Below are 23559 nucleotides of genomic sequence, written 5' to 3' on the forward strand. Positions count from 1 at the left end.
GGCATCCGATAGCGTGAGAGGGGGCGGGGCCGCAATGCGGGGCGATGCCTCACGTGCCCGAGGGCTGCCTCCCGAACCACGCCGGTCCTACCACTGGATCGCTTCCAGATAGTCGAGCAGATTGGCGAAATCGGTTTCCAGCACCTCCCCATCCGCGCCGCCATTGGGGTAGACGTGGCGCAGGCCAACGGCGGAGAAGTCCGGCATGGGTGAGGCGGGGTCGTCTTTCGCCAGCTGGCCCATGACAAAGCGGCGGACAAACTCCCGCGGGAAGTAGCCGTCATTGCGCTGTTTCAGCCCGGCCAAATCCGGCGGCACCACATCCAGATGCAAGGACATCGGACCGCCCCCTTCGCCCTGCGCCCCGTGGCAGGCGGCGCATTCCTTTGCATAGACCCGCTGCCCCGCGCGCACCCGGTCGGTGTCGTCAGGGGACCCCTCCGAACAGGCAGAGAGGAGGGCGCAAGATAGCCCGGCGAGGGCAGCGAGGTGAGGGCGCATAGGGGGTCCTTTCGATGGGCGTTAGTGCGACAGAAGCACAGGAAAGGCGCTTTGTTCAATCAGGCTGCGGGTCGTACCGCCAAAAACCATCTCGCGCAGGCGGGAGTGGTCATAGGCGCCCATGACGATCAGATCGGCCCCGGTTTCTTTGGCGCGTTTCAGGATGGCGGTGCCAATGTCCGCGCCTCCGCTGGCATATTGCTGCACCGCAACGTTGCAGCCTTGGTGGGTCAGCCAAGCGGCGACATCGGTGCCGGGGTTTTCCCCGTCATAGGCCGAGATCGAGACCGGATCGAAAAGCGCCACCGTTACCTCCCGCGCATTGCGCAGGATTGGCAGAGCGGCGCGGATCGCCCGCGTGGCGGGAATGCCCGCTTTCCATGCGACGAAGACCGATTGTGGGGTCAAAGCCACCTTAGCCTGCGCGGTGTTGAGCAAAACCGGCACGGCGGACTCGAAGAGGGCGGCATGCACGATGTCCTCGAACAGGCGGCTGTCTTCGCGCAGGTCCGTGCCGATAAGCACCGCGTCACAGGTCAGCCCCGCCCGCGCCACCCTGTTGCGCAAGGCGGAGGCGTCGCCACAGACCGCGCGCACATCCGCGCTGGCGCCTTGATCGGTGAGATACTGCGAAAATTCCGCGCGCTGTTTTTCGACCGCCTCGCGGGCCGCGTCCACATCCGCCTGCCAGCCCGCCGGGAGGGAATAGGTGCTGAGTTCGCCCACCCCCATCGAATAGACCGGGACGGCAGGGGTTTCGCTGAGCAGAAGAACGATCAGATGCGCGCCCCGGGTCTGCGCCTCGCGGGCGAGGGCCTCAAGCTGATTGGGCCGGGCATCGACCCCCAGAACGGCTGTGATGGTGGCATTTTGCATGGCGACGCTCCTCATGTGACCACGGCCATTATGGGGCGGGCCGGAGCGGCTGTATTGATTTGGATCAAGCGGGAGGAGGACTGCGGAAAGAACCTTAGGCGGCAAGTGCCGGAAAAGGGTATCGCCCCCGCACAAAGGGGGGCGATACCTGCGTCAGTTAAAAGCTGATCGACGCGGTCAGGCTGACAGTGCGGCCCGGTTCGGTCAAGGGCACCACATTGGCAAGCCCAAGCCCATCGGAGCTGCGGCTTGCATAGGTCGCGTCGAACAGGTTCTGCACGTCCATGCGCACGTTCAGGTTCTCCATCCGCCGCGGTTTGTATTCCGCGTAGAGATTGACCACCTCGTAACCGTCGAGCGACACATCGGTATCGTCGTTCTCCAAGGCGATCTGCGCGGTCGCCCCGATGCGCCATTCCTCGGTCACGTCATAGCCCGCTTCGAAGCCAAAGATATGGCCGACTGGACGGCCAAGGTAATAGGCGGTCGTGGCGGTGGTGGCGTCGTTGGTTTGCACATCGGCATAGGTGTAGTTCAAGGTCGCGAAGCCGCGCGCGCCGGTATAGGTGACCGACCCGTCGAAGCCGCGCGATGTCAGATCGTCCACGGCACCGCGTGCACCGCTTGAAGGCAGAACGGCGTTGATGTCTTCGATCTCAGTGTCGAAGAGCGCGCCTTTGACCGCCCAAGGGCCGCTGTCGTAGCGCAGACCAAGACGCACCGCATTGGCGCGCGAGGTGGTGAAGCCGTCATAATTCCACGGGGTGCGGAAGTTGACCAATGCAGCCTCGCCCAACTCATAACCGCCCCAGCTGGACGCGGCCCCGGCGTTGAGGGTCCATTGATCGTTCAAGACGTAGTCGACCGAGCCGTTGACGCTGGCGCCGCTGGCATCGAAATCGCTCCCATCCGCGCCTTCGAAGGACGCCCAGTCATAGCGCCCGCCGTAGGACACGGAAATGCGGTCCGACAGATCCTGCCGTGCCTGCGCGAAGATACCGATGTTGCTAAGCTCTTCGCGGCCGCTCGAACTGCGCGGGCTGACCGTGTTGTCATAGCCTTCGGCGCTTTCGTCAAAGAAATCGACACCGACATTGACGCTGCCGTTGCGGAGCGTGAAGTCGTTGCTGAGCACACCGCTGAGGCTTTTGTTCACGCCATAAAGCGAGCCTACGTCCATCGCCTGCTCGTTGTAGCTGAGCTGCGCATAGGGCGCCCAGATGCCCGAGGGGTTCTCATCCTCATAGGTCAGCGTATAGGAGGTGCGCTGCGACAGCGCTTCGTAGAGCACCGTGTCGCGCCCGATCACATCGGCAAAGTCGGGGCGGATGAAGCCACCCTGAGACGCGCGCAGGCCGTTGTCAGTGGTCTCAGAAGCAGAGAAGCTCAGACGTTTGCCGCTTTGCGAGGTATAGGCGAATTTCGCGATATAGTCGGTCAGGTCCGCCGCCGTGCCGGTGATGGTGCTGCCCGAGCCGTCATCATAGTCATCGCCCGTCGCCCGGGTGCCGCTCAGCAAATATTCGAAACCGTCGTTCTGCCCGAAAAGGGTCAGGGTATTGCGGAACCCTTGGCCATTGCTGCCATAAGATAGCGTGTAGCGACCTCCAAAGGGATCGTCCCCGTCCAACAGGTCGCGGGCGTCTTTGGTGGTATAGGCGATAGAGCCCGCCAGCGCGTTTGGCCCCTGATCCGCCGGGGCAAGCCCCGCGCTGACCTCAACGGATTTCAGCAAGGCCGGATCCAGCAGAACGTTGCCGGTATGGTGGAAGGCCGATTTGTTCTGACGCGCGCCATCGATGGTGACGGAAAGCAGGCTTTCCTCGATCCCGTTCACATAGACCTTCTGCGCGATCGGCGCGCCGCCGCTGGCGGTGATCGCGGATTCGCCGGCAAAGACATCGGCCACGGTGGCCGGGTTGCGCTGTTCGATTTCGGTTTCGGTGATCTCGTCATTGCCCAAAACAGCCTGCGCGGCTGAGGTCTGAATGCGCAGCACACCGAGATCGAAGGCGGTGTCGTCTTGCGCGTAAGCGAGAGTGGCGGTCGAGCACATCAGCCAAGAGAGCGCGACGCGCTTGGCGGTATTGGTTTTCATTTTATTGTCCCTTGTAGAAATCCTTGGCTGGCTGGGACTCATGAAACCGCTTGCTTGCTCTGCGCGGATAGTTGCGACAATCCGCCGAAATGTTCAAGGCGCGGATTTGGCTAAAGCGGGAGGGTGGCGGCTGCGGCGTTAGATTTCTACGCGGGTGCCTGGTCTTTAAGCAGATCGGTTTGGAGGACGGCGACGTCGCGGCTTGCGCGGCGACTGACCAGCGTCTTCGTATCGGGGGAAATAAGCACCACGCCCAAGGCGTTAGTGGCGGAGAGACAGGGATTCGAACCCTGGGAACCCGTGAAGGCTCAACGGTTTTCGAGACCGCCCCGTTCGACCACTCCGGCACCTCTCCGCGGGGGTCTGGGGGGTCCGTTTAGTCGCCTTTTCCAGCAGTGGCAAGAGGGGTTTTGCGCATCAATTGAAAGTTTGGGGATTTTCATTGCGCCGAGGCTGGTAGAGCCTAAGTTTAAAGGCAGAATTCTGCGAAAGGACCGCCCATGTTTCGCCAAAACCGAATGATTGCAGCCCCCTTTGTCATGGCGTTGACGCTGCTCGTCGCGCTTGCCCTGCCGCTGCGGGCGGCGGATCGCGGCGCGTTGGAGCGGTTCTTGGAAGTGACCGGCTTTGACGTGGCGTTGGAGAGCATCCGCCTGTCCGCCGATTCCGCGCCTGAGATGTTAGGGCTGCAAAGCAAGGATTTCGGCTCGGAGTGGTCGCGGCTGGTGCGCGATGTCTTTGACACCGAGTTGATGCATGACATGGCGATGGATATCCTTGCCGAGACGCTCAGCGATGACCTGTTGGATCATGCCGCCGGATTCTATGCCTCCGATCTGGGCCAGCGTTTGGTGGCGGTCGAGAACAAAGCGCATATGGCTGAGGATGACGGGCTGAAGGCCGAGAGCGGTGCCGCCATCATCGCGGGGCTTGAGCGGATCGGCTCCCCCCGGTTGGAGACCCTGCGGCGCTTGAACGTGGCCAGCGATGTCGAGGAAATCTCGGTCCGGGCCATTCAAGAGGTGCAGATTCGTTTCCTTCTGGCCGCCGCGGCGGCCGGGGTGATCGAATTGCAGATGGAAGAGCCGGACCTGCGCGAGGCGATGCGGGCGCAGGCGGATGAGCTGGGCGCGCAGATCGCCGCCAACGCATTGGCCAACGCCGCCTATACCTACCAATCCTTCTCGGACGAAGACCTTGCCGCCTATGCCGAGGCGTTGGAACATCCCAAGATGCAGCAGGTCTACACGCTGATGAACGCCGTTCAATATGAGATCATGGCCAACCGGTTCGAGGCCGTGGCCGCGCGCCTTGCGGCCATGCAGCCCAGTCAGGACATCTGATGCGGGCTTGGGTTTTCGCGCCGCTTTTGTGGCTTCTGGCGCTGCCCGCTTGGGCCGATGCGCGGATGACTGTGCTGGTCGACTTGTTGGAGCTTCGCCAAGCGGCGGTGATCCTCGGCAACGAAGGGCAGGCCCATGCGGAGGTGCTGAACCAAGACATGATGGGCGGGCAGGGCGGCCCAGCTTGGCAGATGCAGGTCGAAAGCATCCACGATCCCGAGCGTATGGTCGAAATGGTTCGCCGCGCCTTAGAAGAGACGATGACGGCGGAGGAGGTCGAAAAGGCGATCGCCTTCTATTCCACCGAACTGGGGCGTCGGGTCGTCGGGTTGGAGAATGCCGCCCGCGCCGCCATCGCCGAGCCTGAGATTGAGCAGATCGCGCGGGCGAACTATGGGGTGCTGGCGGGGGACGGTGATCCGCGGGTGACTTTGATCCGCCGGTTGATCGACGCTTCCGATATGATCGACCGCAATGTCGGCACGGCGCTCAACAGCAATTTCCAATTCCTGCGCGGCATGCGCGATGGCGGCGCGCTGGAGGACAGTGATGAAGACCTCTTGGCCGATGTTGGCGCCGATCTGGACGCGGTGACCGAAGACACCTCCGTCTGGTTGCACGCCTATATGCTGCTGGCCTATCACCCCTTGAGCAACGCCGAAATCGCGCAATATGCGGCCTTTGCCGAGACACCGGCGGGCCGGGCGCTCAACCGCGGGCTTTTCGACGGGTTCGGCCGGGCCTATGAGGACATCTCCTACGGGCTGGGGCGCGCATTGGCGCTGAACATGGTGGCCGAAAGCCTCTGACAGCCCCTAGGGGCGGGGCCAAGAAAACCTACTTGACTTGCCCCGCCATTCCGAAGATAAGCCCGCATCCCGGCGGGTAATCCGTTTTCGGGATTGTTTTTTTAATGACGCCCCATGGGCGCGCTGTTCGAGGCGGATCGGCCGGAAAGCCATCCACAAACTCCCAAGCGGGGGCCACAGAACGCGGATGACAGAAAAGGAAGACGCATGTTTGCGGTCATCAAGACAGGCGGCAAGCAATACAAGGTTCAAGCAGGCGATATGCTGCGCGTTGAACGTATTGCGGCCAATGCTGGCGAAACGGTCCAGTTCAACGAAGTTCTGATGCTGGGCGGCGACAGCCCCGTGCTCGGCGCGCCCACGGTCAAAGATGCTGGCGTTCAGGCCGAAGTCGTCGATCAGATCAAAGGCGAAAAGGTCATTAACTTCGTCAAGCGTCGCCGGAAGCACTCTTCCAAGCGCACCAAGGGTCACCGTCAGAAGCTGACGCTGGTCAAGATCACCGACATCCTTGCCTCGGGCGCAGAGAAGTCGGGCGTATCCGAAGCTGTCGGCACAGGCTCCGTAAGCGCCGCCGCCGTGGCTGCCATCACCGGCAAGACCGATGAGGCTGCGCAGATCAAGAAGGCCAAGAAGGCGAAAGCCACCAAGGCCGCTCCGAAAGCCGAGAAAGCCGACCAGATGTCGGAAGCCGGCGCGGACGACCTGAAGGCGCTGAGCGGCGTTGGCCCCGCACTTGAGAAAAAGCTGCACGAAGCGGGCATCACCTCCTTCGCTCAAATCGCAGCATGGACCGAAGCGGATATCGCTGAAGTTGACGAGAAACTGTCTTTCAAAGGCCGTATCCAGCGTGAAGGCTGGGTCGAACAGGCCAAAGAAAAGACCAAAGGCTAAGGAGAGACCGAGATGGCACATAAAAAAGCAGGCGGTTCATCCCGTAACGGGCGCGACTCAGCTGGTCGTCGCCTTGGCGTGAAAAAATACGGCGGCGAAGCCGTCATCCCCGGCAACATCATCGTGCGTCAGCGCGGCACCAAGTTCTGGCCTGCCGAAGGCGTTGGCATGGGCAAGGATCACACGATCTTTGCAACCGTCGACGGCGCTGTGACCTTCCACAAGGGTCTGAAAAACCGCACGTTCATTTCGGTTCTGCCACGCGCGGAGGCCGCTGAATAAGCCGTACCCCAAAGGGTTTGAAAAAATCAGGGATCGGCGATACCGCCGGTCCCTTTTTCTTTTTCGGAAAGACCCCCGATGTTTTTGTTTTCCAGTTCAGGGCCCATTGGCCTGGCGGGCCGTTTCTCCGCTCTTTGCGGAACGCGGCTGAATTTTGATAAAGTCGTTACATTCGGCAGGGAGGAATATGTCGAATGTGTCAACGCCTCTGCGCGCGGGTTACGCGCGATCGGGGCAGGGACGGCCCGTCTGGCCAAAGGCCCCCAATCCAGTCTGTTCGGAGGAGGAACATGACGATGCAGTTGGAAGCGATTGTGAACCAACCCCTTATTGAGACAGAGCGGTTTGACCTGCGCCCGGTGCGCCGGTCCGACATGGGCATGATTGAGATGTATGCCAGCGACCCGCGGGTCGCCAATGCCACATCCTCGATCCCACATCCGCTGCCGCCCGGCAGTGTCGAAGCCTATGTCACCCGCGCCATGTCCGATGACCGTGAAGAAGACGTCTGGGTCATGGATGGCACCCGGGCGGACAGTTCTGAGGTGATGGGCGTGATCTCCCTCACCCGGCTGGATCGTAACCAATCCGAAATCGGCTATTGGGTGGCACCGGCGTTCTGGAACACGCATCTTGCCTCTGACGCGGTGCAGGCTTTGGTAAACGCCAACCCCTTGGGCAATGACGCGCTTTTTGCCTCTGTTTTCCATGACAACCCGGCCTCGGCCAAGGTGCTGACCAATGCGGGCTTTGTCTATCTCGGCGACGCGGAAACCTATTGCTTGGCCCGCGATGCTGCCGTACCCACATGGACCTATAGCCGCAAGCTGTAGCTCCGTTTCCCGTGCCTGAAAGGCAAGACCATGAAGTTTCTCGACCTGTGCAAAGTCTACATCCGATCCGGCGCCGGGGGCGGCGGCTGTGTGTCGTTCCGGCGTGAGAAATACATCGAATATGGTGGCCCGGATGGCGGCGATGGCGGCACCGGCGGCTCGGTCTGGGCCGAGGCGGTCGATGGGCTGAACACGCTGATCGACTTTCGCTATCAGCAACACTTCTTTGCCAAGAACGGCCAGCCCGGCATGGGCAAACAGCGCACCGGTAAGGACGGTGAGGATATCATCCTGCGGGTGCCCGTGGGCACGGAGATCCTTGATGAGGATCAGGAGACCGTCATCGCCGATCTGACCGAGCTTGGCCAGCGCGTGCAGCTTGCGCGCGGCGGCAATGGCGGCTGGGGCAACCTGCATTTCAAATCCGCGACCAACCAAGCCCCCCGCCGCTCGAACCCCGGGCAAGAAGGGGTGGAGCGGACGCTTTGGCTGCGGCTCAAGCTGATCGCCGACGTCGGCTTGCTAGGCCTGCCCAACGCGGGCAAGTCGACCTTCCTTGCGAGCACGTCGAACGCGCGGCCCAAGATTGCCGATTACCCATTTACCACCTTGCACCCCAACCTTGGCGTGGTCGGTGTCGATAACACCGAATTCGTGGTGGCGGATATTCCTGGCCTCATCGAAGGCGCCTCCGAAGGGCGCGGTCTGGGCGATCTTTTCCTTGGCCACGTCGAGCGTTGCGCGGTGTTGTTGCACCTCATCGATGGCACCTCCGAAACCGTGGCGGAGGATTACCACACCATCATCGGAGAGCTGGAAGCCTATGGCGGCGATCTGGCAGAAAAGCCGCGTGTCACTGTGATGAACAAAGTTGATGCATTGGATGAGGAAGAGCGCGCAAGTCGTTCGAAGGAATTGGAAAAAGCTTCCGGCGGCAGCGTGATGATGATGTCCAGTGTGGCTGGCGAAGGCGTGACGGAAGTATTGCGCACCCTGCGCCAGAATATCGACGAAGATCGCCTGCGTTTTCGCAGCACCGAGGAAGAGACGCCTTGGCAACCCTAAGCACCGCCCGCCGTGTCGTCATCAAGATCGGGTCCGCCCTTCTGGTGGACCGCGATAGCGGCAATCTGCGTCGAGACTGGCTGACCGGATTGGCGCAAGATGTCTTATGGCTCAAGGGCTTGGGCTGCGATGTTGTGCTGGTATCGTCTGGCTCCATCGCGCTTGGCCGGGGTGTTCTTGGCCTCCCGCCAACCGCTCTGGCGCTGGAACAGGCGCAGGCCGCCGCGGCGGTGGGGCAAATCCGCCTTGCCCGGGCCTATGAAGAGGTGCTGGCTCCCCATGGCATCACCACCGCGCAGGTTCTGGTGACGTTGGAGGACAGCGCCAACCGCCGGCGCTACCTCAACAGTCGCGCGACCTTGGAGCAGTTGCTCTCGCTCGGGGTCGTGCCCATTGTGAATGAGAACGACACGATCGCGACTGATGAAATCCGCTTTGGCGACAATGACCGTCTCGCCGCGCAGATCGCGGTGACGGTGGGGGCGGATCAGTTGATTCTGCTCTCCGATGTGGATGGTTTCTACAGTGCCAACCCCTCACAGGACCCGACCGCGAAACGTTACGATGTGATCGAGAGCATCACGCCCGAGATCGAGGCGATGGCTGGTGATGCCGGGTCGGGCCTGTCCAAAGGTGGCATGAAAACCAAGCTGATGGCCGCGCGCACGGCGACAACGGCGGGCTGTGCGATGGTGATCACCGATGGGTTCGTCATGCGCCCGCTCACCGCGCTCGAAGGTGGTGCGAATGCCACTTGGTTCAGCGCGCAGAGTGACCCACAAGCCGCGCGTAAGCGCTGGATTGCCGCGATGAAGCCGCGCGGGGTGGTGACCTTGGACGCCGGAGCCGTGGCGGCATTGGCGCGGGGCACGTCCCTCTTGCCGGCCGGGGTGACCGCCGTTGAGGGGCGTTTTGAACGGGGCGATAGCATCGCCATGTATGACCCCGCCGGTCACGCGGTGGGCCATGGTCTCAGCCGCTATTCGGCGGAGGAGATCGGGCAAATCAAGGGCCACAAGAGCGCTGAGATCGAGGCGCTTTTGGGCTATCCCGGGCGGGCGGCTTTGATCCATCGCGACGATATGGCGCTCTAAGAGAAGATGAAGAGAGGGGCATAAGGCTATGAACGACATCGAGAATATCTCTGAGCTGATGGCCGATATCGGCGCCCGCGCCCGTGCAGCGGCAGCGCAACTGGCAACCGCCACAGCCGAGCGCAAACACGCCGCCCTGATCAGCGCTGCCGATGCGGTCTGGAAAAACCGGGCCGAGATCATCGCTGCCAATGAGCAAGACCTCGCCTTTGGCCGCGACAAGGGGCTGTCGGATGCCATGATGGACCGTCTGATGCTGAACGAAGAGCGTATTCGCGGCATGGTCGACGGGCTGCGGTCGGTCGCGGAACAGGTCGATCCGGTGGGCGAGGTGATCGCTGAATGGGACCAGCCCTCGGGCCTTAACATCCAGCGCGTGCGTACCCCACTTGGCGTGATCGGCGTGATCTATGAATCGCGGCCCAATGTGACGGCGGATGCGGGCGCGCTTTGTCTCAAAGCGGGCAATGCCGTGATCCTGCGCGGCGGGTCGGAAAGCTTTCAATCATCGCGTGCCATTCACGCCTGTCTGCAACAGGGGCTGCGAGATGCGGGCATGCCGGAAGACGCGGTGCAATTGGTCCCGACGCGCGACCGGGCGGCGGTGCGTGAGATGCTGACGATGACCGATACCATCGACGTGATCGTACCGCGCGGCGGCAAGGGGCTTGTCGGCTTGGTCCAGCGTGAGGCCCGGGTGCCGGTCTTTGCCCATCTGGAAGGCATCGTGCACATCTATATCGACGCCGAGGCGGATCCCGAAAAAGCGTTGAAGGTCGTGCTGAACGCCAAGACACGACGGACGGGCATTTGCGGCGCGGCGGAATGTCTTTTGATCCATGAGGATGTCGCCAAGACCATTGGCAATGGCGTGATCCGAGCGTTGATTGACGCAGGCGTCGAAGTGCGCGCCGATGCGGCCTTGCAGAATGTCCCCGGCACGGTCCCAGCCAACGATGCGGATTGGGGGCAAGAATACCTCGATATGATCGTTGCGGCGCGGGCCGTCCCCGATCTGGACGCTGCGATGGCGCATATTCGCCAGTATGGATCGGGGCACACCGATTGCATCCTGACCGAGAATGCCGAGACCGCCGCGGCGTTCTTTAACGGGCTGGATTCGGCGATCCTGATGCATAATGCCTCAACCCAATTCGCGGATGGGGGAGAGTTCGGCATGGGCGCAGAGATCGGCATCGCCACGGGCAAGCTTCATGCCCGCGGCCCCGTTGGCGCGGCGCAGTTGACGAGCTTCAAATATCTCGTGCGTGGCGAGGGTACCGTGCGCGGCTGACCGTCAGAAAGACAGGGTTAGGGCCGTATCGCTACTGTCGAGCGTGATTTCTTTCCCCTGTGCTTCGGTCAGAATTGGTAACAGTGCGAATTGAACCTGCGCGGGCTGTAGCGGCCGGTCCGGCCCGGGCTGTGTCAGCAGCCCCCAAAGTTCAGGGTCTATCGCGATTTTGTCGGCCTCGGCCAGTAGGGTCCAATGCCCTGTTTCTTCGACGATGGTGATCCGCCCGCCGTGGTGCAGGGCTGTTTCGATACAGAGCAGCGCGAGGAAGGCCATCCGCACGCTGTTGCGTGATTGGGGGCTTGTGACCTGCCAATCAACCTCAACCCGCGAGGCGGCATAGAGATCACGTAGGATCGAAGTCACCTCGTTCTGGCCCATGGTCTGATCGCCCGCGGCCCCAAAGGCGATGCGGAAAAAGCGGATCCGGGCCGAAGCGCTTTCGACGCTTTGACCGATCAAGGCAAGCTCAGGCCCCGGGGCGGCCCCGGTGCCCGCCATCTGAAGCAGTTCAAGCCCGTTGTTGATGGCCCCGATTGGCGATATCAAGTCGTGGCAAATGCGGCTGCCGATCAGGGCGGGCAGGTCGATGTTAAGCTGGCCCATGGTGGCCCCTTGGAATGATTGGAAACGGGATGGATGATCTGAACGCGCTGCTGACGCCGGGCATGTTGGTGATGCATCCGCAGCATCCCGAATGGGGCACGGGACAGGTGCAAAGCAATATCGGCGGCAAAGTGACGGTCAACTTTCGTGACCAAGGCAAAGTGGTCATAGACAGCTTTCGTTTGGAATTAATGCCGGTCTTTGATGAGGGATGACCCTTTCCAAATCCTTAATGGTGGAAGAAAATCTTCTTAAAGCAACCATAGGGAGAGTAGCCGATTTCCGCTTTCCCCGCAACTGTTGCGCCCGCGCAGCCGATTGCCTATCAGGCAGAGACTTTCATTTCGGGCATAGGATTGGCCGATGCCACGGGGCGTAGCAGCAGATTTTCAGGTCGGATTGGCGCAGACGGAGGCCGATGTGCAGGCGGCACAGCGGCTGCGGTACGACGTCTTCGTGCGGGAGTTGGGCGGCGGTGGGCCGATGGTCGATCATGCCGCCGGGTTGGAGCGGGACCGGTTCGATCCCTACTTTGACCATCTGCTTTTGACCGACCGGCGCAGCGGTAAATTGGCGGGCGTCTACCGAGTGATGCGGAGCGATATGGCCGCACGGGCAGGGGGCTTCTATTCGGCGGCGGAGTACAATCTGGCGCCGCTTGTCCAGTCGGGGCGTAAGCTGTTGGAATTGGGGCGCTCTTGCCTTGACCCCGCCTATCGCGGTGGCACGGCGATGCACCACCTTTGGGCCGCGCTTGCAGGCTATGTTGCCGAACATGAGATCGAGGTTCTTTTCGGCGTGGCGAGCTTTCACGGCACCGACACCGCGGCTCTGGCCGAGCCGCTTTCGCTTTTGCATCACCGGCATTTGGCGCCGCCCGAACTGCGGGTCCGCGCGCGTGATTACGCGCCCATGGACCTGATCCCCGAGCCCGAGTTGGACCGGCGCAAGGCCATGCTGGCGGTGCCGAGCCTGATCAAAGCCTACCTTCGGCTGGGAGGGACCGTGGGCGAGGGGGCCTATATCGACTGGGCCTTCAACACCACGGATGTTTGCTTGATCCTTGATACGAAACAGATGAGCGCGCGGCAGATGCGGTTCTATAACGGGAGCGCTGCATGAGCACGACTTGGGACAGTGACCAGCCGCCGCCAGAGCGGCGTTTGACGCTTGCAGGGATGCTGCGCGTCATGCTCCGCGGCGCGGTCTTGGCTATTTTGGTTTTCGGCGGGTTACTGGTCTTGCTGCTGCTGCGCTTGATCGAGCGGCCGATTTTTGGCCTGCATCGGCCCATCACCCCCCATATCACGCAGATGGTATGCCGCGCGGCGTTCTGGGTCCTGGGCATGCGCTTTATCCGCCGCGGCACCCCGATGGAACGGCGCGGCGCGGTGGTGGCCAACCATACCTCATGGCTCGATATTTTCGCGCTGAACGCGGCCAAACGGATCTACTTCGTCTCTAAATCCGAGGTGGCGGGCTGGCCCGGCATCGGCTGGCTGGCACGGGCGACGGGTACCGTCTTTATCCGCCGCGACCGGGCCGAGGCGCGCACCCAGACAGAGGTGTTCCGGACGCGCCTCTTGGCCGGGCATAAGCTGCTGTTTTTTCCCGAGGGCACCAGCACTGACGGGCTGCAAGTGCTCCCCTTCAAGACCACGCTGTTCGAGGCCTTCTTTGACCCGGCCTTGCGGGATGAGATCGCGGTGCAGCCCGTCAGCGTGATCTACCACGCGCCGCAGGGTGAAGATCCGCGGTTCTATGGCTGGTGGGGGGATATGTCCTTTGGCGCGCATCTGCTAACGACGCTGGCCGCGGCACGGCAAGGCGCGGTCGAGGTGGTCTATCACACGCCGGTGCCGGTGGCGGAATACACCGGGCGCAAGGCGTTGGCGCAACGCTGCGAAGCGATCGTGCGCGCGGGGCATGCCCAGACAGGTGCTGATGGCGGGTCGGGCCTGCAATAAGCCCCTTGCGCTGCGCCGCGCGCTGGCCTATATGCGCCCCACTTGAACCCGCAGTCGGGGTTGGGCCTTTTGGGGAGAAATCCCAGATCGTCCGCCGGTTGGCAGCATGAGGCTGTCATACCCCCGATGAGGCTAAACCGGAAAGGTATAAAGACATGGCTCTTCCTGAGTTCTCCATGCGCCAACTGCTCGAAGCAGGCGTACACTTTGGTCACCAGACACAGCGCTGGAACCCCCGCATGGGCCCGTATATCTACGGCGCGCGCAACGGCATCCACATCATGGACCTCACACAGACCGTCCCCATGCTGGACGAAGCGCTGAAAGTGATCCGTGACACCGTCGCCAAGGGCGGCAGCGTTCTCTTCGTTGGCACCAAGCGTCAGGCCGCTCAGCCGATCGCCGACGCCGCAGAGAAATGCGCACAGTACTACATGAACCACCGTTGGCTCGGCGGTACGCTGACCAACTGGCAGACCGTTTCGCAGTCGATCAACCGCCTGAAAAACATCGACGAGCAGTCCGAGCGCGGCTTCGAAGGCCTGACCAAGAAAGAGCGTCTTGGCATGGAACGCGACCAAGCGAAGCTGGAAGCGTCGCTGGGTGGTATCCGCGAAATGGGCGGCCGTCCTGACCTGCTCTTCGTCATCGACGTGAAGAAAGAGTCGCTGGCCATTGCAGAAGCCAACAAGCTGGGCATCCCGGTTGTGGCCGTGGTTGATACCAACTGCTCGCCCGACGGTGTTGATTACATCATCCCCGGCAACGACGACGCGGCCCGCGCCATCGCGCTCTACTGCGATCTGGCATCGCGTGCTGCTCTCGACGGCATGTCGGCTCAGCTGGGTGCGGCAGGCGTTGATCTGGGCGCCATGGAAGAAGCCCCCGAAGAAGAAGCCGTGAGCGAAGAAAGCACCGGCGTCGAAATCGGCAACGCGTCCGAAGAGACTCTGCATGACGATGCCATGGGCAAAGATGCACCGCTGGACATCGAATCCAAGAAAGAGACCGTCGCCAAAGCCGAAGGCTAAGCGTCACGGACCTGAAACACGGGGCAGGGTAACCTGCCCCGATTTCCACCAGAGGCGGGCCTTGGGCCTGCACCCGATTTCCAAAGGAGAACCAAGAGATGGCAATCACAGCATCCATGGTCAAGGAACTGCGCGACAGCACCGGCGCAGGCATGATGGACGCCAAGAAGGCACTGACAGAAAACGACGGCGACATGGAAGCCGCTGTCGACTGGCTGCGCACCAAAGGTCTGGCCAAAGCGGCGAAGAAATCCGGCCGTACCGCTGCCGAAGGTCTCGTGGCTGTTAAGGTCGAAGGCGGTCACGGTGTCGCGGTTGAGGTGAACTCCGAAACCGACTTCGTCGGCAAGAACGCCGAATTCCAATCCATGGTCAGCAACATCGCCGATGCCGCGCTGAAAGTGGACGATGTCGAAGCGCTGAAAGCGGCTGAGATCGACGGCAAATCCGTTGAAACCACCCTGACAGACGCCATCGCCAAAATCGGCGAGAACATGTCCCTGCGCCGCATGCAGAGCATCGAAGGCGAGACTGTCGTCTCCTACGTCCACAACGCCGCCGCACCCGGCATGGGCAAAATCGGCGTTCTGGTCGCCATGACTGGTGGTAACGAGGAACTGGGCAAGCAAATCGCGATGCACATCGCCGCTGTGAACCCCGCGTCGCTCTCCGAAGCTGATCTTGACCCGGCCGTGGTCGAGAAGGAAAAGCAGGTTCAGATGGACATCGCCCGCGAAAGCGGCAAGCCCGAAGCCGTGATCGAGAAAATGATCACTGGCCGCATGCAGAAGTACATGTCCGAAGTGACACTGTTGAACCAGTCCTTCGTCGTGAACCCTGACCTGACCGTCGGCAAAGCCGCTGAAGAAGCGGGTGCGACCATCACCGGTTTCGTGCGTCTGGAAGTTGGCGAAGGCATCGAAGTCGTCAAAGAAGATTTCGCAGCGGAAGTGGCGAAAGCCGCGAAAGGCTAAGCCTTCTCGACATGATGAATATGGGGCGGCGCATTCCGATGCGCCGCCCTTTTTCGTGGCCAATCACCGATAGGGACGCCGATAAAAACGACGGCTCGAAGTATCAGGGCAGGTTCTGGATGGGGCAGGGGAAGGATCCGGTCAGCCAGGCGAAAAATAAACCTGACTGAGACCGGCGAGCCAAAAAGCGCCTTGGTATTACAAGGATTTAAGGCCCGTCGTACCGCCGGTGCGAACACCCGCGATACTGGCGGACCATGGCCATCTACTACCTGAGGTGCCAGTAAGGTATTCCATACCCTAATATATTACGGATCCATCACGAACATCTGGTTGGCAAAGGCCGCTTTCAGCACCGCCTGAGCCGTCGTCTCGACCGACAAAGCCTCCCGCGCGAGGCGCAGGTGTTTTTCGACCGTGGGGGCCGTCAGACCCATCAGCAGGGCGATATCCTGCGTGGTCTTGCCATCTCCGACCCATTGCAGCACCTCCAGTTGACGCCGCGTGAGGCTGCGGTTGGGGCTTCTGTAGGGCAGGGAGAGGATTTTCAGATGCGCAATTTCATTCATCAGCTGAATGTCCGCGCCATGCTTCTTCCAAATCGCATCCACCTCATCCTGAGATAGCCCGCGGCGCGCCGTTAGCGCAATTGCCCCCTTGGACCGCGCCGAGATCGAGCGGAAGCTGATCGTATAGCCCGCCGTCACATCCATGCTGGCGTTGAAGTCGATCACCCGTTTCTCGGTCTCCGACAGGCCATCGCGCTGCGTGATCTCCGCCAAGGTGCCCCAGCTACAAGCGCCTTCGTTGTTGAGTGCCCAACGCAGCATCGGCGCATTGAAGTAGAGCCCGCTGTGCAGGTAGCCGTTGAGGTATTCCGCGCTTTGATTGCTCAAAATCACGAAATCCGCCGGGTCGCCCAAAGAGGTCGGTGTGCGGTAGCGCGTAAAGCCGTAGATCAGCCGGTCGAACCCATAGTCAGCCATCTGTCGCGTATGGGCGTCCCAGAGTTCTTCGATTGTCGGGCTATGCGCGATCTGATGCAAATAGTCGCGCAAGATCATCAGCTTACGATATGACGTTGAAGGGCTTGGATGGCCAGAACATAGCCATGAACGCCAAAGCCGCAGATCTGTCCGAGGGCCACAGGCGCGATATAGGATGTGTGGCGGAAACTCTCACGCGCGTGGATATTGCTCAGATGCACTTCGACCACCGGCAGTTCGACAGAGGCGATGGCGTCCATCAGCGCGATGGAGGTATGGGTATAGGCGCCGGCATTCAGAATGATACCAGCATGTTGGCCACGGGCCGCGTGGATCAGATCGATCAACGCGCCTTCGTGGTTCGACTGCGCAAACTCCATCTCCAGACCCAGCCGTGCGGTTTCCTCGGCACAGAGCGCCTCAACATCCGCCAAGGTGGTCTTGCCATAGACCTCAGGCTGTCGCGTGCCCAAAAGGTTCAGGTTCGGGCCGTTCAAGATAAGTACAGACGCCATAATCACTCGCATTAAATCATCTAGATAGTGTTAACGGAGCAAAACTGGCGCTGTCCAGCGTCAGGTGGCATTGCGGTGCTACTGTGGCGAGAAAATCGCAACAACAGGGCTGGCATGGCGATCTGTAAAACTGATAATCAGTATTATGTAATAAATCGGGTCCTGAGAGGAGATGGAACAGTTTAACCCAAGGCATAACCCGCACCGCGCACGGTTCGGATCGGGTCTCCGCCACCTTCGCGCGTTAATGCTTTGCGCAAACGCGCGATATGAACGTCCACGGTGCGGGTATCGACATAGATATCGCGGCCCCAGACGTGGTCGAGCAGTTGATCGCGGCTGAACACGCGCCCGGGTTTCTCCAGCAGCGTTGTTAGCAGCCGATACTCCGTCGGCCCCAGTTTCAGCTCGCTGCCCGCGCGGCTCACGCGGTGACGCTCTGGGTCGAGCTGAATGTCGTCAAAGCTCAGCAGCGCGCCTGCGGCTGCGGGACGTGTGCGGCGCAACTGCGTGCGCACACGGGCCATGAGTTCGCGCAGGTTGTACGGCTTGATCACATAGTCATCCGCGCCGGTTTCAAGCCCCCGCACGGTATCCACTTCCTCAGAGCGCGCGGAGAGCATGATGACTGGAATATGCCGCGTCGCCTCGCGCGATTTGAGTTGGCGGCAGACTTCGATGCCGCTCATCAATGGCATCATCCAATCGAGGATCACCAAATCCGGCGCGGCCTCTGAGACCAGAAGCATGGCTTCTTCGCCGTCTTCGGCCCGGCGCACCTCAAAGCCTTCGGCTTCGAGGTTATAGGCCAGTACCTCACGTTGAGCGGGTTCATCTTCTACCAGCAGAACCTGGGGTCGTGTGACGTCCATCGTCTCAGTCCTTCGTGGTGATCGAAGTGCGGTCGGCCTTGGGCCGGTCGTCCTCGGGCGTCTCACCGGTCACCAGATAGACAACCTGTTCGGCGATGGCTGTCACATGGTCACCCATACGTTCGACGTTTTTGGCAATGAAATGCAGATGCATACAGGCGGTGATGCTGCGCGGGTCTTCCATCATGAAGGTGAGAAATTCGCGGAAGAGCGCATTATACATCTGGTCGACATCTTCGTCGCGGGTGATCACATCGCGCGCAAGATCCGCGTCGCGCTGGATATAGGCGTCGAGCGCGTCTTTCAGCATCGCCTCAACCGCGCCAGCCATGCGGCGGATCGCGCCGGTGCTGTCGCTCACCGGCTCCATCTGGTTCAGAACGCTGGTGCGCTTGGCCATGTTTTTTGCATAGTCGCCAATACGTTCGAGGTTGGCGCTAATCTTGATGACGCTCAGCGTCAGACGCAGGTCGATCGCCGTGGGCGCGCGCAGCGCGATCACGCGGGCGGCGCTTTCGTTGATTTGCTCCTCCAGCCCGTCGATGGCCTTATCCCCTGCCCGCACCTCATTGGCGAGCTCTTCGTCGCGGGTTTCCAGCGATTGCGCGCCGCGGCGAATGGCGTCTTCGACCAGCCCGCCCATTTTGAGGATCTGCGCCTGAACGGCTTCCAGATCGCGGTCGAATGCTGATGCAATGTGTTGATCTGACATGATATTATCCAATACGGCCGGTGATGTAGCTTTCAGTGCGCGGGTCTTGGGGCCGCGTGAAGATGTCGTCGGTGTCGCCAAATTCCACGAGGTTGCCGAGGTGGAAAAAGGCGGTTTTCTGGCTCACCCGCGCGGCCTGTTGCATTGAGTGTGTGACGATCACGACGGAGTAGTTCTGCCGCAATTCGTCAATCAATTCCTCGACTTGCGCGGTGGCGATGGGGTCAAGGGCCGAGCATGGCTCGTCCATCAAGAGCACTTCGGGTTCGGTTGCCACGGCGCGAGCGATGCACAGACGCTGCTGTTGGCCGCCCGAGAGGCCAGTGCCCGGTGCGTGCAGACGGTCCTTCACCTCGTTCCAGATCGCGCCCCGGCGCAGCGCCTGTTCGACGATATCGTCGAGGTCGGCCTTATTGCGGGCCAGCCCGTGGATGCGTGGGCCGTAGGCCACGTTGTCGTAGATCGACTTTGGGAAGGGGTTTGGCTTTTGAAACACCATGCCCACTTTGGCGCGCAGCTGCACCGGGTCGACCCGTTTGTCATAGATGTCTTCGCCGTCGATACGAATGTCGCCGGTCACGCGGGCCACATCAATTGTGTCGTTCATCCTGTTGATACAGCGCAGGAAAGTTGATTTACCGCAGCCCGATGGGCCGATAAAGGCGGTCACTGTCTTGTCGTTGATGTCGATGTCCACGTCGCGAATGGCGTGGCTGTCACCGTAGTAGACCTGCACGTTGCGGGCCGCGATCTTGACGGGTTGGGTTGTCACGTCACTCTCCGAATATCTGTTGTCTTTCATGGTCCCGTCCTTGGTTTACCAGCGACGCTCAAAGCGGCGGCGCAGCAGCACGGCGATGGCATTCATCGTGATCAGGAACACCAGCAAGATGATGATACCGCCCCAAGCGCGTTCGTAGAAGGCCGGGTCGGCGCGTTTGGCCCATTCATAGATCTGGGCCGGCATGGCGGAGTTCGGGGCCATCAGCCCTTCGGCGATGCTGTCGGGCGGGTTGGAGGCGATGAAGCCCACCATGCCGATCAGCAGCAAAGGTGCCGTTTCGCCAAGGGCTTGGGCAAGCCCGATGATCGTCCCCGTCAGGATGCCCGGTGCGGCGAGGGGCAGCACATGGTGGAACACCGATTGCATTTTCGAGGCCCCTACCCCAAGCGCCGCGTCGCGGATCGAGGGCGGCACCGATTTCAGCGAGGCGCGGGTCGAGATGATGATCGTCGGCAGGGTCATCAGTGTCAGCACCAGACCACCCACCAGCGGGGCCGAATTCGGCAGGTGCATGTAGTTGATGAACACCGCAAGGCCAAGGATACCAAAGACGATCGAGGGCACCGCGGCGAGGTTTGAGATGTTCACTTCGATGATGTCGGTGATCCAGTTCTTCGGCGCGAATTCTTCGAGGTAGATTGACGCGGCGACCCCGATGGGCAGCGCCAGCACCAGCACCACCAGCATCATCGCGAAAGAGCCGATCATCGACACCCCCATGCCCGCCGCTTCGGGCCGCGCGTCAGAGGCGTCGGCGCCTGTGATGAAGTCGAGGTTGAACCGCTTTTCGATGCTGCCGTCGGCGATCAACGCATCGACCAGATCAAGCTGCGCGGCGCTGATGTTCTTGTCATTGGCGATGCTTTCGCGGGTCACGCGCCCCTTGAGGTAGCCATCGACACGGCTGTTGGTCAGGAACTCGAACTCGGCATTCGTGCCGATCAGCTCGGGGTTGGCCAAGACGTAGTTGCGCAATTGGGCAGCGGCGTCTTTCGACAGGATATCGGCCATCGCCTTGGGCTTGAGCCCGGTTACAACTTCGCCTGCTTCGACCTTGTTTTCAAAGGCGGCTTTTAGCAGCGGTGAATATCCGAAGGTCGAGACCTTCTTGATGTCTTCCAAATCGCGGTTGCCGTTTTTGTCGAGCTTGTCTTCCAGCAGCGGCACGGAAAGCGTCACATAGGTCTGCTGAAACGCGCCGGTCCCGCGGGAGATGATGGTGAAGAGCAGCGTCAGCAGCATCAGCAGGCCGATCACGATGGCGATGATGCCATAGAGCTTGAAACGGCCCTCGGAAGCGTTGCGGCGTTTGGTGCGCCCGTCTTGGACCAGCAGAGAGGCTCCGCGCGGGTCTGCGATGGGGGCTGCGGGGTTGGGGATATCGCTCATTCGTACTGCTCCCGGTATTTGCGCACGATGTAGAGGGCCAGCACATTCAGGCCCAAGGTCAGGACGAAGAGGGTCAGGCCAAGGGCGAAGGCCACCAGCGTCTCGGGGCTGGCGAAATCGCTGTCCCCGGTCAACTGGCTGACGATGCGGGTGGTGATGGTGGTCATGGCCTCCAGCGGATTGGCCGAGATGCGGGCGATGGCCCCTGCCCCCAGCACCACGATCATGGTCTCACCGATGGCGCGGCTCGCGGCCAGCAGCACGGCGCCCACGATGCCCGGCAGTGCCGCAGGCAGCACCACTTGGCGGATCGTCTCGGATTGGGTCGCGCCCAGCCCGAAGGAGCCGTCGCGCAGCGATTGCGGCACCGCGTTGATGATGTCGTCCGACAGGGAGGAGACGAAGGGGATCAGCATGATGCCCATGACCAGCCCCGCGGTCAGGACCGAGGTCGCCCCCGACATCCAATCGACGCCCAGAAGCCCCTCTTCCCCACGCCCGAAGACTTGGACGAGGAACGGCCCAACCGTCAGCAGCGCGAAAAGGCCGTAAACGATTGTGGGGATGCCTGCGAGGATTTCGAGCAGCGGCTTGGCCGTGGCGCGCACCTTGGGGCCTGCATATTCGCTCAGGTAAATCGCGGCGAAAAGCCCGATGGGCACGGCCACCAGCAGCGCGATGAGCGAGATATATAGCGTCCCCCAAAGCAGCGGCAGGATCGACAGGTCACTGTCGCCGCGGAAGTTCGGTGCCCAGGAAGAGCCGAAGAAGAAGTCAGTCCAGGGATGCAGGTTGAAGAAATTGATCGTCTCGAAGAGCATCGACAACACGATGCCCACCGTGGTCAGGATCGCGAGCGACGCCGCGAGGATCAGCAGCGCCTTCACGCCCCCTTCGACCCGGTTGCGGGCGCGGAAGGTGGCATCGGTTTCGCGGTAGACCATGGCCAGCCCGGCCAAGGCGATCAGCGCCACGATGATGTTGCGCCAGAAATTTCCCGTCGCCGTCATCTCGCGGTAAGCCTGCGCGGCTTGCAGCACCTCGGGGCTAATCTCAGCCCCCAAGGCAACGCCCTGTTCGCCCAGCCATGCGCGCAGGTCATCGGCGGCGGAAAGATCGGTCGCATCGGCGGCGCTAAGCGCGCCGGAAGAGACGGCCGCGTCCAGCCCATCGGCCAGACGACGCACATCGCTCATGATCAGATTGACGGAGGAGCCTTCGGGCACAGCCTCGGCGGGGATCATATCGACCACCGAAGATTGCACCAGCATCGGCTGAACCAGCAGCCAGATGCCCAAAACCAAAAGCGCGGGCACCGCCACGCTCATCACTGCATTGTAGCCGTAGTAGCTTGGCAGCGAATGCAGCTTGCGGCTGTCGCCTTGGGCAGAGGCCAAAGCCCGACGCCGCGCAAGGTAATACCCGCCTAGTGCCAGTGCCGCGATCAGGATGACCAGCGGCAGCACCGCGCCTGTTGTCAGTATTTGTCCCACATGTCCCCCGGTGGATCAAAAAGCGAAAAACCGGGGGCAGTCACCCGCCCCCGGCGATAAGGGTAAAGGCTTAGGAGCCGCTGCCCATCACGGTTTCATCGGCAACCACGGACTGGGTGTCGGCCAGTTCAGGGTCGGAGACCAGACCGTATTCGGCCAGCGGGCCGTCGGGGCCGGCAACTTCGTCGGCGACGAAGAACTCAGCGTATTCTTTCAGGCCGGGGATCACGCCGATGTGGGCTTTCTTGACGTAGAAGAACAGCGGGCGCGACACAGGGTAGTCACCCGAGGCGATGCTCTCGGTGGTTGGCTCGACGCCGCCCATGGTCGCAACCTGCAGCTTGTCGGTGTTGTTCTCGTAGAAGGCCAGACCGAAGACGCCGATGCCGTCTTGGTTGCTCTCGATGCGCGCCAGCGTCTCGGTGTAGTCGCCGTCGATGTCCACGGACTTGCCGTCGGTGCGCAGGCTGATGCACTCTTTCTCAGCGGCTTTCTTGTCGCCATCCGCGGCTTCGAGGAAGGCTTCGAAATCACCGGTTTCTTCGCAGCCTGCGAGGATCACCTTGTCTTCAAACACTTCACGCGTTCCGTGTTTGGTGCCGGGGATGAAGGCTTGGATCGGCTGGGCGGGGAAGTCGGGGTTGACCTGATCCCATGTGGTGTAGGGGTTCTCGGTCACTTCGCCGTCGACAACAACTTTGGCGGAGAGGGCTTTGTACCAATCGACCGGCGTGAACTCGAAGGTCTCGCCATTGATGTCGGAGGCGAAGACGATGCCGTCATAGCCGATGCGCACTTCGATGATGTCGGTCACGCCGTTCTCGGCACAGGCCGCCACTTCGGCGTCCTTGATCTGGCGCGATGCATTGGCCACGTCGATGGTGTTCTCGCCCACGCCTTCGCAGAAACGCTTGAGGCCAGCCGAGGAACCGCCCGATTCCACGACCGGTGTCGGGAAGTCGAAGTTCTCGCCAAAGGCTTCGGCGACGATGGAGGCATAGGGCAGCACGGTCGAGGAACCGGCAACCTGTACTTGGTCACGCGCGGCAGCAGCGGTTGCGGATACGGCGGCAATCGCCAGGGCGGAAGTGGTGAGTTTTGCGAGTGACATGATATCTCCTGTCAGATGCGAATTGGTGAC

Annotated in this window: 26 protein-coding genes and 1 tRNA gene; 14 read left to right on the forward strand and 13 right to left on the reverse strand. The window is 61.4% G+C overall.

The annotated features are described in order from the left end of the window. Positions 1-87 precede the first annotated feature (87 nt). The 4 genes from ACGYLI_RS04745 to ACGYLI_RS04760 form a co-directional block, all read right to left on the reverse strand. Entirely contained in the window at positions 88-501 is a 414-nt protein-coding gene (locus tag ACGYLI_RS04745) for a c-type cytochrome (protein WP_394417556.1), read from the reverse strand. 21 nt (positions 502-522) lie between these two features. After that, a complete protein-coding gene (locus tag ACGYLI_RS04750; RefSeq protein WP_394417559.1) occupies positions 523-1377 on the reverse strand; it encodes a universal stress protein in 855 nt (284 codons plus the stop codon). 157 nt (positions 1378-1534) lie between these two features. Beyond that, positions 1535-3475: a TonB-dependent receptor domain-containing protein gene (locus ACGYLI_RS04755; RefSeq protein ID WP_394417562.1), complete on the reverse strand. Its 1941-nt coding sequence runs from the start codon at positions 3473-3475 to the stop codon at positions 1535-1537. 265 nt (positions 3476-3740) lie between these two features. Further along, a tRNA-Ser gene (locus tag ACGYLI_RS04760) sits at positions 3741-3830 on the reverse strand. A gap of 145 nt (positions 3831-3975) precedes the next feature. On the opposite strand from ACGYLI_RS04760, the gene ACGYLI_RS04765 reads away from it, so the two are divergent. The 8 genes from ACGYLI_RS04765 to ACGYLI_RS04800 all read left to right on the forward strand — a co-directional run bounded on the left by ACGYLI_RS04765 (position 3976) and on the right by ACGYLI_RS04800 (position 11089). Then, the gene (locus ACGYLI_RS04765) at positions 3976-4818 is read left to right on the forward strand and encodes a DUF2059 domain-containing protein (RefSeq protein WP_394417565.1); all 843 of its coding nucleotides are present in this window, start codon (positions 3976-3978) and stop codon (positions 4816-4818) included. Then, positions 4818-5627: a DUF2059 domain-containing protein gene (locus tag ACGYLI_RS04770; RefSeq protein ID WP_394417568.1), complete on the forward strand. Its 810-nt coding sequence runs from the start codon at positions 4818-4820 to the stop codon at positions 5625-5627. The genes ACGYLI_RS04765 and ACGYLI_RS04770 overlap by 1 nt, the downstream gene beginning before the upstream one ends. A 207-nt stretch (positions 5628-5834) precedes the next feature. Further along, positions 5835-6521, forward strand: a complete 687-nt coding sequence (locus tag ACGYLI_RS04775; RefSeq protein ID WP_067262097.1) for a 50S ribosomal protein L21 — start codon at positions 5835-5837, stop codon at positions 6519-6521. A gap of 12 nt (positions 6522-6533) precedes the next feature. Next, entirely contained in the window at positions 6534-6803 is a 270-nt protein-coding gene (gene rpmA / locus ACGYLI_RS04780) for a 50S ribosomal protein L27 (RefSeq protein WP_067262095.1), read from the forward strand. Between the two features lie 296 nt (positions 6804-7099). Beyond that, a complete protein-coding gene (locus ACGYLI_RS04785; protein WP_067262104.1) occupies positions 7100-7636 on the forward strand; it encodes a GNAT family N-acetyltransferase in 537 nt (178 codons plus the stop codon). A 30-nt stretch (positions 7637-7666) separates the two neighbouring features. After that, complete coding sequence (gene obgE / locus ACGYLI_RS04790; RefSeq protein WP_394417571.1) at positions 7667-8701, forward strand: GTPase ObgE; 1035 nt, start codon at positions 7667-7669, stop codon at positions 8699-8701. Continuing rightward, the gene (gene proB / locus ACGYLI_RS04795; protein ID WP_394417574.1) at positions 8689-9795 is read left to right on the forward strand and encodes a glutamate 5-kinase; all 1107 of its coding nucleotides are present in this window, start codon (positions 8689-8691) and stop codon (positions 9793-9795) included. The genes obgE and proB overlap by 13 nt, the downstream gene beginning before the upstream one ends. Before the next feature lie 28 nt (positions 9796-9823). After that, positions 9824-11089, forward strand: a complete 1266-nt coding sequence (locus tag ACGYLI_RS04800; protein WP_394417577.1) for a glutamate-5-semialdehyde dehydrogenase — start codon at positions 9824-9826, stop codon at positions 11087-11089. A 3-nt stretch (positions 11090-11092) separates the two neighbouring features. Here the strand turns inward: ACGYLI_RS04800 and ACGYLI_RS04805 are convergent, their stop codons facing one another. Further along, positions 11093-11695: a histidine phosphotransferase family protein gene (locus ACGYLI_RS04805; protein ID WP_394417580.1), complete on the reverse strand. Its 603-nt coding sequence runs from the start codon at positions 11693-11695 to the stop codon at positions 11093-11095. A gap of 29 nt (positions 11696-11724) precedes the next feature. On the opposite strand from ACGYLI_RS04805, the gene ACGYLI_RS04810 reads away from it, so the two are divergent. The 6 genes from ACGYLI_RS04810 (at position 11725) to ACGYLI_RS04835 (ending at position 15837) form a co-directional block, all read left to right on the forward strand. Further along, positions 11725-11910, forward strand: a complete 186-nt coding sequence (locus tag ACGYLI_RS04810; RefSeq protein WP_067262087.1) for a DUF3553 domain-containing protein — start codon at positions 11725-11727, stop codon at positions 11908-11910. 148 nt (positions 11911-12058) lie between these two features. Continuing rightward, positions 12059-12817, forward strand: a complete 759-nt coding sequence (locus tag ACGYLI_RS04815) for a GNAT family N-acetyltransferase (RefSeq protein ID WP_394417583.1) — start codon at positions 12059-12061, stop codon at positions 12815-12817. Then, entirely contained in the window at positions 12814-13662 is an 849-nt protein-coding gene (locus tag ACGYLI_RS04820) for a lysophospholipid acyltransferase family protein (protein WP_394417586.1), read from the forward strand. The genes ACGYLI_RS04815 and ACGYLI_RS04820 overlap by 4 nt, the downstream gene beginning before the upstream one ends. A 155-nt stretch (positions 13663-13817) precedes the next feature. Next, complete coding sequence (gene rpsB, locus ACGYLI_RS04825; RefSeq protein ID WP_067262080.1) at positions 13818-14693, forward strand: 30S ribosomal protein S2; 876 nt, start codon at positions 13818-13820, stop codon at positions 14691-14693. 98 nt (positions 14694-14791) lie between these two features. After that, positions 14792-15667 (forward strand): translation elongation factor Ts, encoded by an 876-nt coding sequence (gene tsf / locus ACGYLI_RS04830; protein WP_394417589.1) that lies wholly within the window; start codon positions 14792-14794, stop codon positions 15665-15667. An 11-nt stretch (positions 15668-15678) separates the two neighbouring features. Further along, positions 15679-15837 carry a hypothetical protein gene (locus ACGYLI_RS04835; RefSeq protein WP_394417592.1) on the forward strand — a complete coding sequence of 53 codons (159 nt, stop codon included), beginning with the start codon at positions 15679-15681 and terminating at the stop codon, positions 15835-15837. A 138-nt stretch (positions 15838-15975) separates the two neighbouring features. On the opposite strand, the gene ACGYLI_RS04840 is transcribed toward ACGYLI_RS04835, so the two are convergent. The 8 genes from ACGYLI_RS04840 to ACGYLI_RS04875 all read right to left on the reverse strand — a co-directional run bounded on the left by ACGYLI_RS04840 (position 15976) and on the right by ACGYLI_RS04875 (position 23529). Further along, positions 15976-16731 (reverse strand): LuxR family transcriptional regulator, encoded by a 756-nt coding sequence (locus tag ACGYLI_RS04840; protein WP_394417595.1) that lies wholly within the window; start codon positions 16729-16731, stop codon positions 15976-15978. Beyond that, positions 16731-17168: a type II 3-dehydroquinate dehydratase gene (gene aroQ / locus ACGYLI_RS04845; protein ID WP_394417598.1), complete on the reverse strand. Its 438-nt coding sequence runs from the start codon at positions 17166-17168 to the stop codon at positions 16731-16733. Before aroQ ends, ACGYLI_RS04840 begins: the two co-directional genes overlap by 1 nt. A gap of 182 nt (positions 17169-17350) precedes the next feature. Next, positions 17351-18040 carry a phosphate regulon transcriptional regulator PhoB gene (gene phoB, locus ACGYLI_RS04850; RefSeq protein WP_394417601.1) on the reverse strand — a complete coding sequence of 230 codons (690 nt, stop codon included), beginning with the start codon at positions 18038-18040 and terminating at the stop codon, positions 17351-17353. Between the two features lie 4 nt (positions 18041-18044). Further along, on the reverse strand, positions 18045-18752 hold the full coding sequence (gene phoU, locus ACGYLI_RS04855; protein ID WP_209217798.1) for a phosphate signaling complex protein PhoU: 708 nt from the start codon (positions 18750-18752) through the stop codon (positions 18045-18047). Positions 18753-18756: 4 nt separating this feature from the next. After that, on the reverse strand, positions 18757-19554 hold the full coding sequence (pstB, locus tag ACGYLI_RS04860) for a phosphate ABC transporter ATP-binding protein PstB (RefSeq protein ID WP_067266771.1): 798 nt from the start codon (positions 19552-19554) through the stop codon (positions 18757-18759). A 15-nt stretch (positions 19555-19569) separates the two neighbouring features. Beyond that, on the reverse strand, positions 19570-20925 hold the full coding sequence (gene pstA, locus ACGYLI_RS04865; RefSeq protein ID WP_394417604.1) for a phosphate ABC transporter permease PstA: 1356 nt from the start codon (positions 20923-20925) through the stop codon (positions 19570-19572). Beyond that, positions 20922-22391, reverse strand: coding sequence for a phosphate ABC transporter permease subunit PstC (pstC, locus tag ACGYLI_RS04870; RefSeq protein ID WP_394418289.1), 1470 nt, complete (start codon positions 22389-22391; stop codon positions 20922-20924). Before pstC ends, pstA begins: the two co-directional genes overlap by 4 nt. Positions 22392-22488: 97 nt before the next feature. Next, on the reverse strand, positions 22489-23529 hold the full coding sequence (locus ACGYLI_RS04875) for a substrate-binding domain-containing protein (RefSeq protein WP_271691303.1): 1041 nt from the start codon (positions 23527-23529) through the stop codon (positions 22489-22491). Between the last annotated feature and the right edge of the window lie 30 nt (positions 23530-23559).

This window comes from Sulfitobacter sp. 1A13421 (genome assembly GCF_043557285.1).
In the GTDB taxonomy this organism is placed as follows: domain Bacteria; phylum Pseudomonadota; class Alphaproteobacteria; order Rhodobacterales; family Rhodobacteraceae; genus Sulfitobacter; species Sulfitobacter faviae.

Excerpts from the sequence above, each read along its gene's own strand:
- ACGYLI_RS04745 (WP_394417556.1), bottom strand. The coding sequence starts at position 501 with ATGCGCCCTCACCTCGCTGCCCTCGCCGGGCTATCTTGCGCCCTCCTC.
- ACGYLI_RS04750 (WP_394417559.1), bottom strand. The coding sequence starts at position 1,377 with ATGCAAAATGCCACCATCACAGCCGTTCTGGGGGTCGATGCCCGGCCC.
- ACGYLI_RS04755 (WP_394417562.1), bottom strand. The coding sequence starts at position 3,475 with ATGAAAACCAATACCGCCAAGCGCGTCGCGCTCTCTTGGCTGATGTGC.
- ACGYLI_RS04765 (WP_394417565.1), top strand. The coding sequence starts at position 3,976 with ATGTTTCGCCAAAACCGAATGATTGCAGCCCCCTTTGTCATGGCGTTG.
- ACGYLI_RS04770 (WP_394417568.1), top strand. The coding sequence starts at position 4,818 with ATGCGGGCTTGGGTTTTCGCGCCGCTTTTGTGGCTTCTGGCGCTGCCC.
- ACGYLI_RS04775 (WP_067262097.1), top strand. The coding sequence starts at position 5,835 with ATGTTTGCGGTCATCAAGACAGGCGGCAAGCAATACAAGGTTCAAGCA.
- rpmA (WP_067262095.1), top strand. The coding sequence starts at position 6,534 with ATGGCACATAAAAAAGCAGGCGGTTCATCCCGTAACGGGCGCGACTCA.
- ACGYLI_RS04785 (WP_067262104.1), top strand. The coding sequence starts at position 7,100 with ATGCAGTTGGAAGCGATTGTGAACCAACCCCTTATTGAGACAGAGCGG.
- obgE (WP_394417571.1), top strand. The coding sequence starts at position 7,667 with ATGAAGTTTCTCGACCTGTGCAAAGTCTACATCCGATCCGGCGCCGGG.
- ACGYLI_RS04800 (WP_394417577.1), top strand. The coding sequence starts at position 9,824 with ATGAACGACATCGAGAATATCTCTGAGCTGATGGCCGATATCGGCGCC.
- ACGYLI_RS04805 (WP_394417580.1), bottom strand. The coding sequence starts at position 11,695 with ATGGGCCAGCTTAACATCGACCTGCCCGCCCTGATCGGCAGCCGCATT.
- ACGYLI_RS04810 (WP_067262087.1), top strand. The coding sequence starts at position 11,725 with ATGGATGATCTGAACGCGCTGCTGACGCCGGGCATGTTGGTGATGCAT.
- ACGYLI_RS04815 (WP_394417583.1), top strand. The coding sequence starts at position 12,059 with ATGCCACGGGGCGTAGCAGCAGATTTTCAGGTCGGATTGGCGCAGACG.
- ACGYLI_RS04820 (WP_394417586.1), top strand. The coding sequence starts at position 12,814 with ATGAGCACGACTTGGGACAGTGACCAGCCGCCGCCAGAGCGGCGTTTG.
- rpsB (WP_067262080.1), top strand. The coding sequence starts at position 13,818 with ATGGCTCTTCCTGAGTTCTCCATGCGCCAACTGCTCGAAGCAGGCGTA.
- tsf (WP_394417589.1), top strand. The coding sequence starts at position 14,792 with ATGGCAATCACAGCATCCATGGTCAAGGAACTGCGCGACAGCACCGGC.
- ACGYLI_RS04835 (WP_394417592.1), top strand. The coding sequence starts at position 15,679 with ATGATGAATATGGGGCGGCGCATTCCGATGCGCCGCCCTTTTTCGTGG.
- ACGYLI_RS04840 (WP_394417595.1), bottom strand. The coding sequence starts at position 16,731 with ATGATCTTGCGCGACTATTTGCATCAGATCGCGCATAGCCCGACAATC.
- aroQ (WP_394417598.1), bottom strand. The coding sequence starts at position 17,168 with ATGGCGTCTGTACTTATCTTGAACGGCCCGAACCTGAACCTTTTGGGC.
- phoB (WP_394417601.1), bottom strand. The coding sequence starts at position 18,040 with ATGGACGTCACACGACCCCAGGTTCTGCTGGTAGAAGATGAACCCGCT.
- phoU (WP_209217798.1), bottom strand. The coding sequence starts at position 18,752 with ATGTCAGATCAACACATTGCATCAGCATTCGACCGCGATCTGGAAGCC.
- pstB (WP_067266771.1), bottom strand. The coding sequence starts at position 19,554 with ATGAAAGACAACAGATATTCGGAGAGTGACGTGACAACCCAACCCGTC.
- pstA (WP_394417604.1), bottom strand. The coding sequence starts at position 20,925 with ATGAGCGATATCCCCAACCCCGCAGCCCCCATCGCAGACCCGCGCGGA.
- ACGYLI_RS04875 (WP_271691303.1), bottom strand. The coding sequence starts at position 23,529 with ATGTCACTCGCAAAACTCACCACTTCCGCCCTGGCGATTGCCGCCGTA.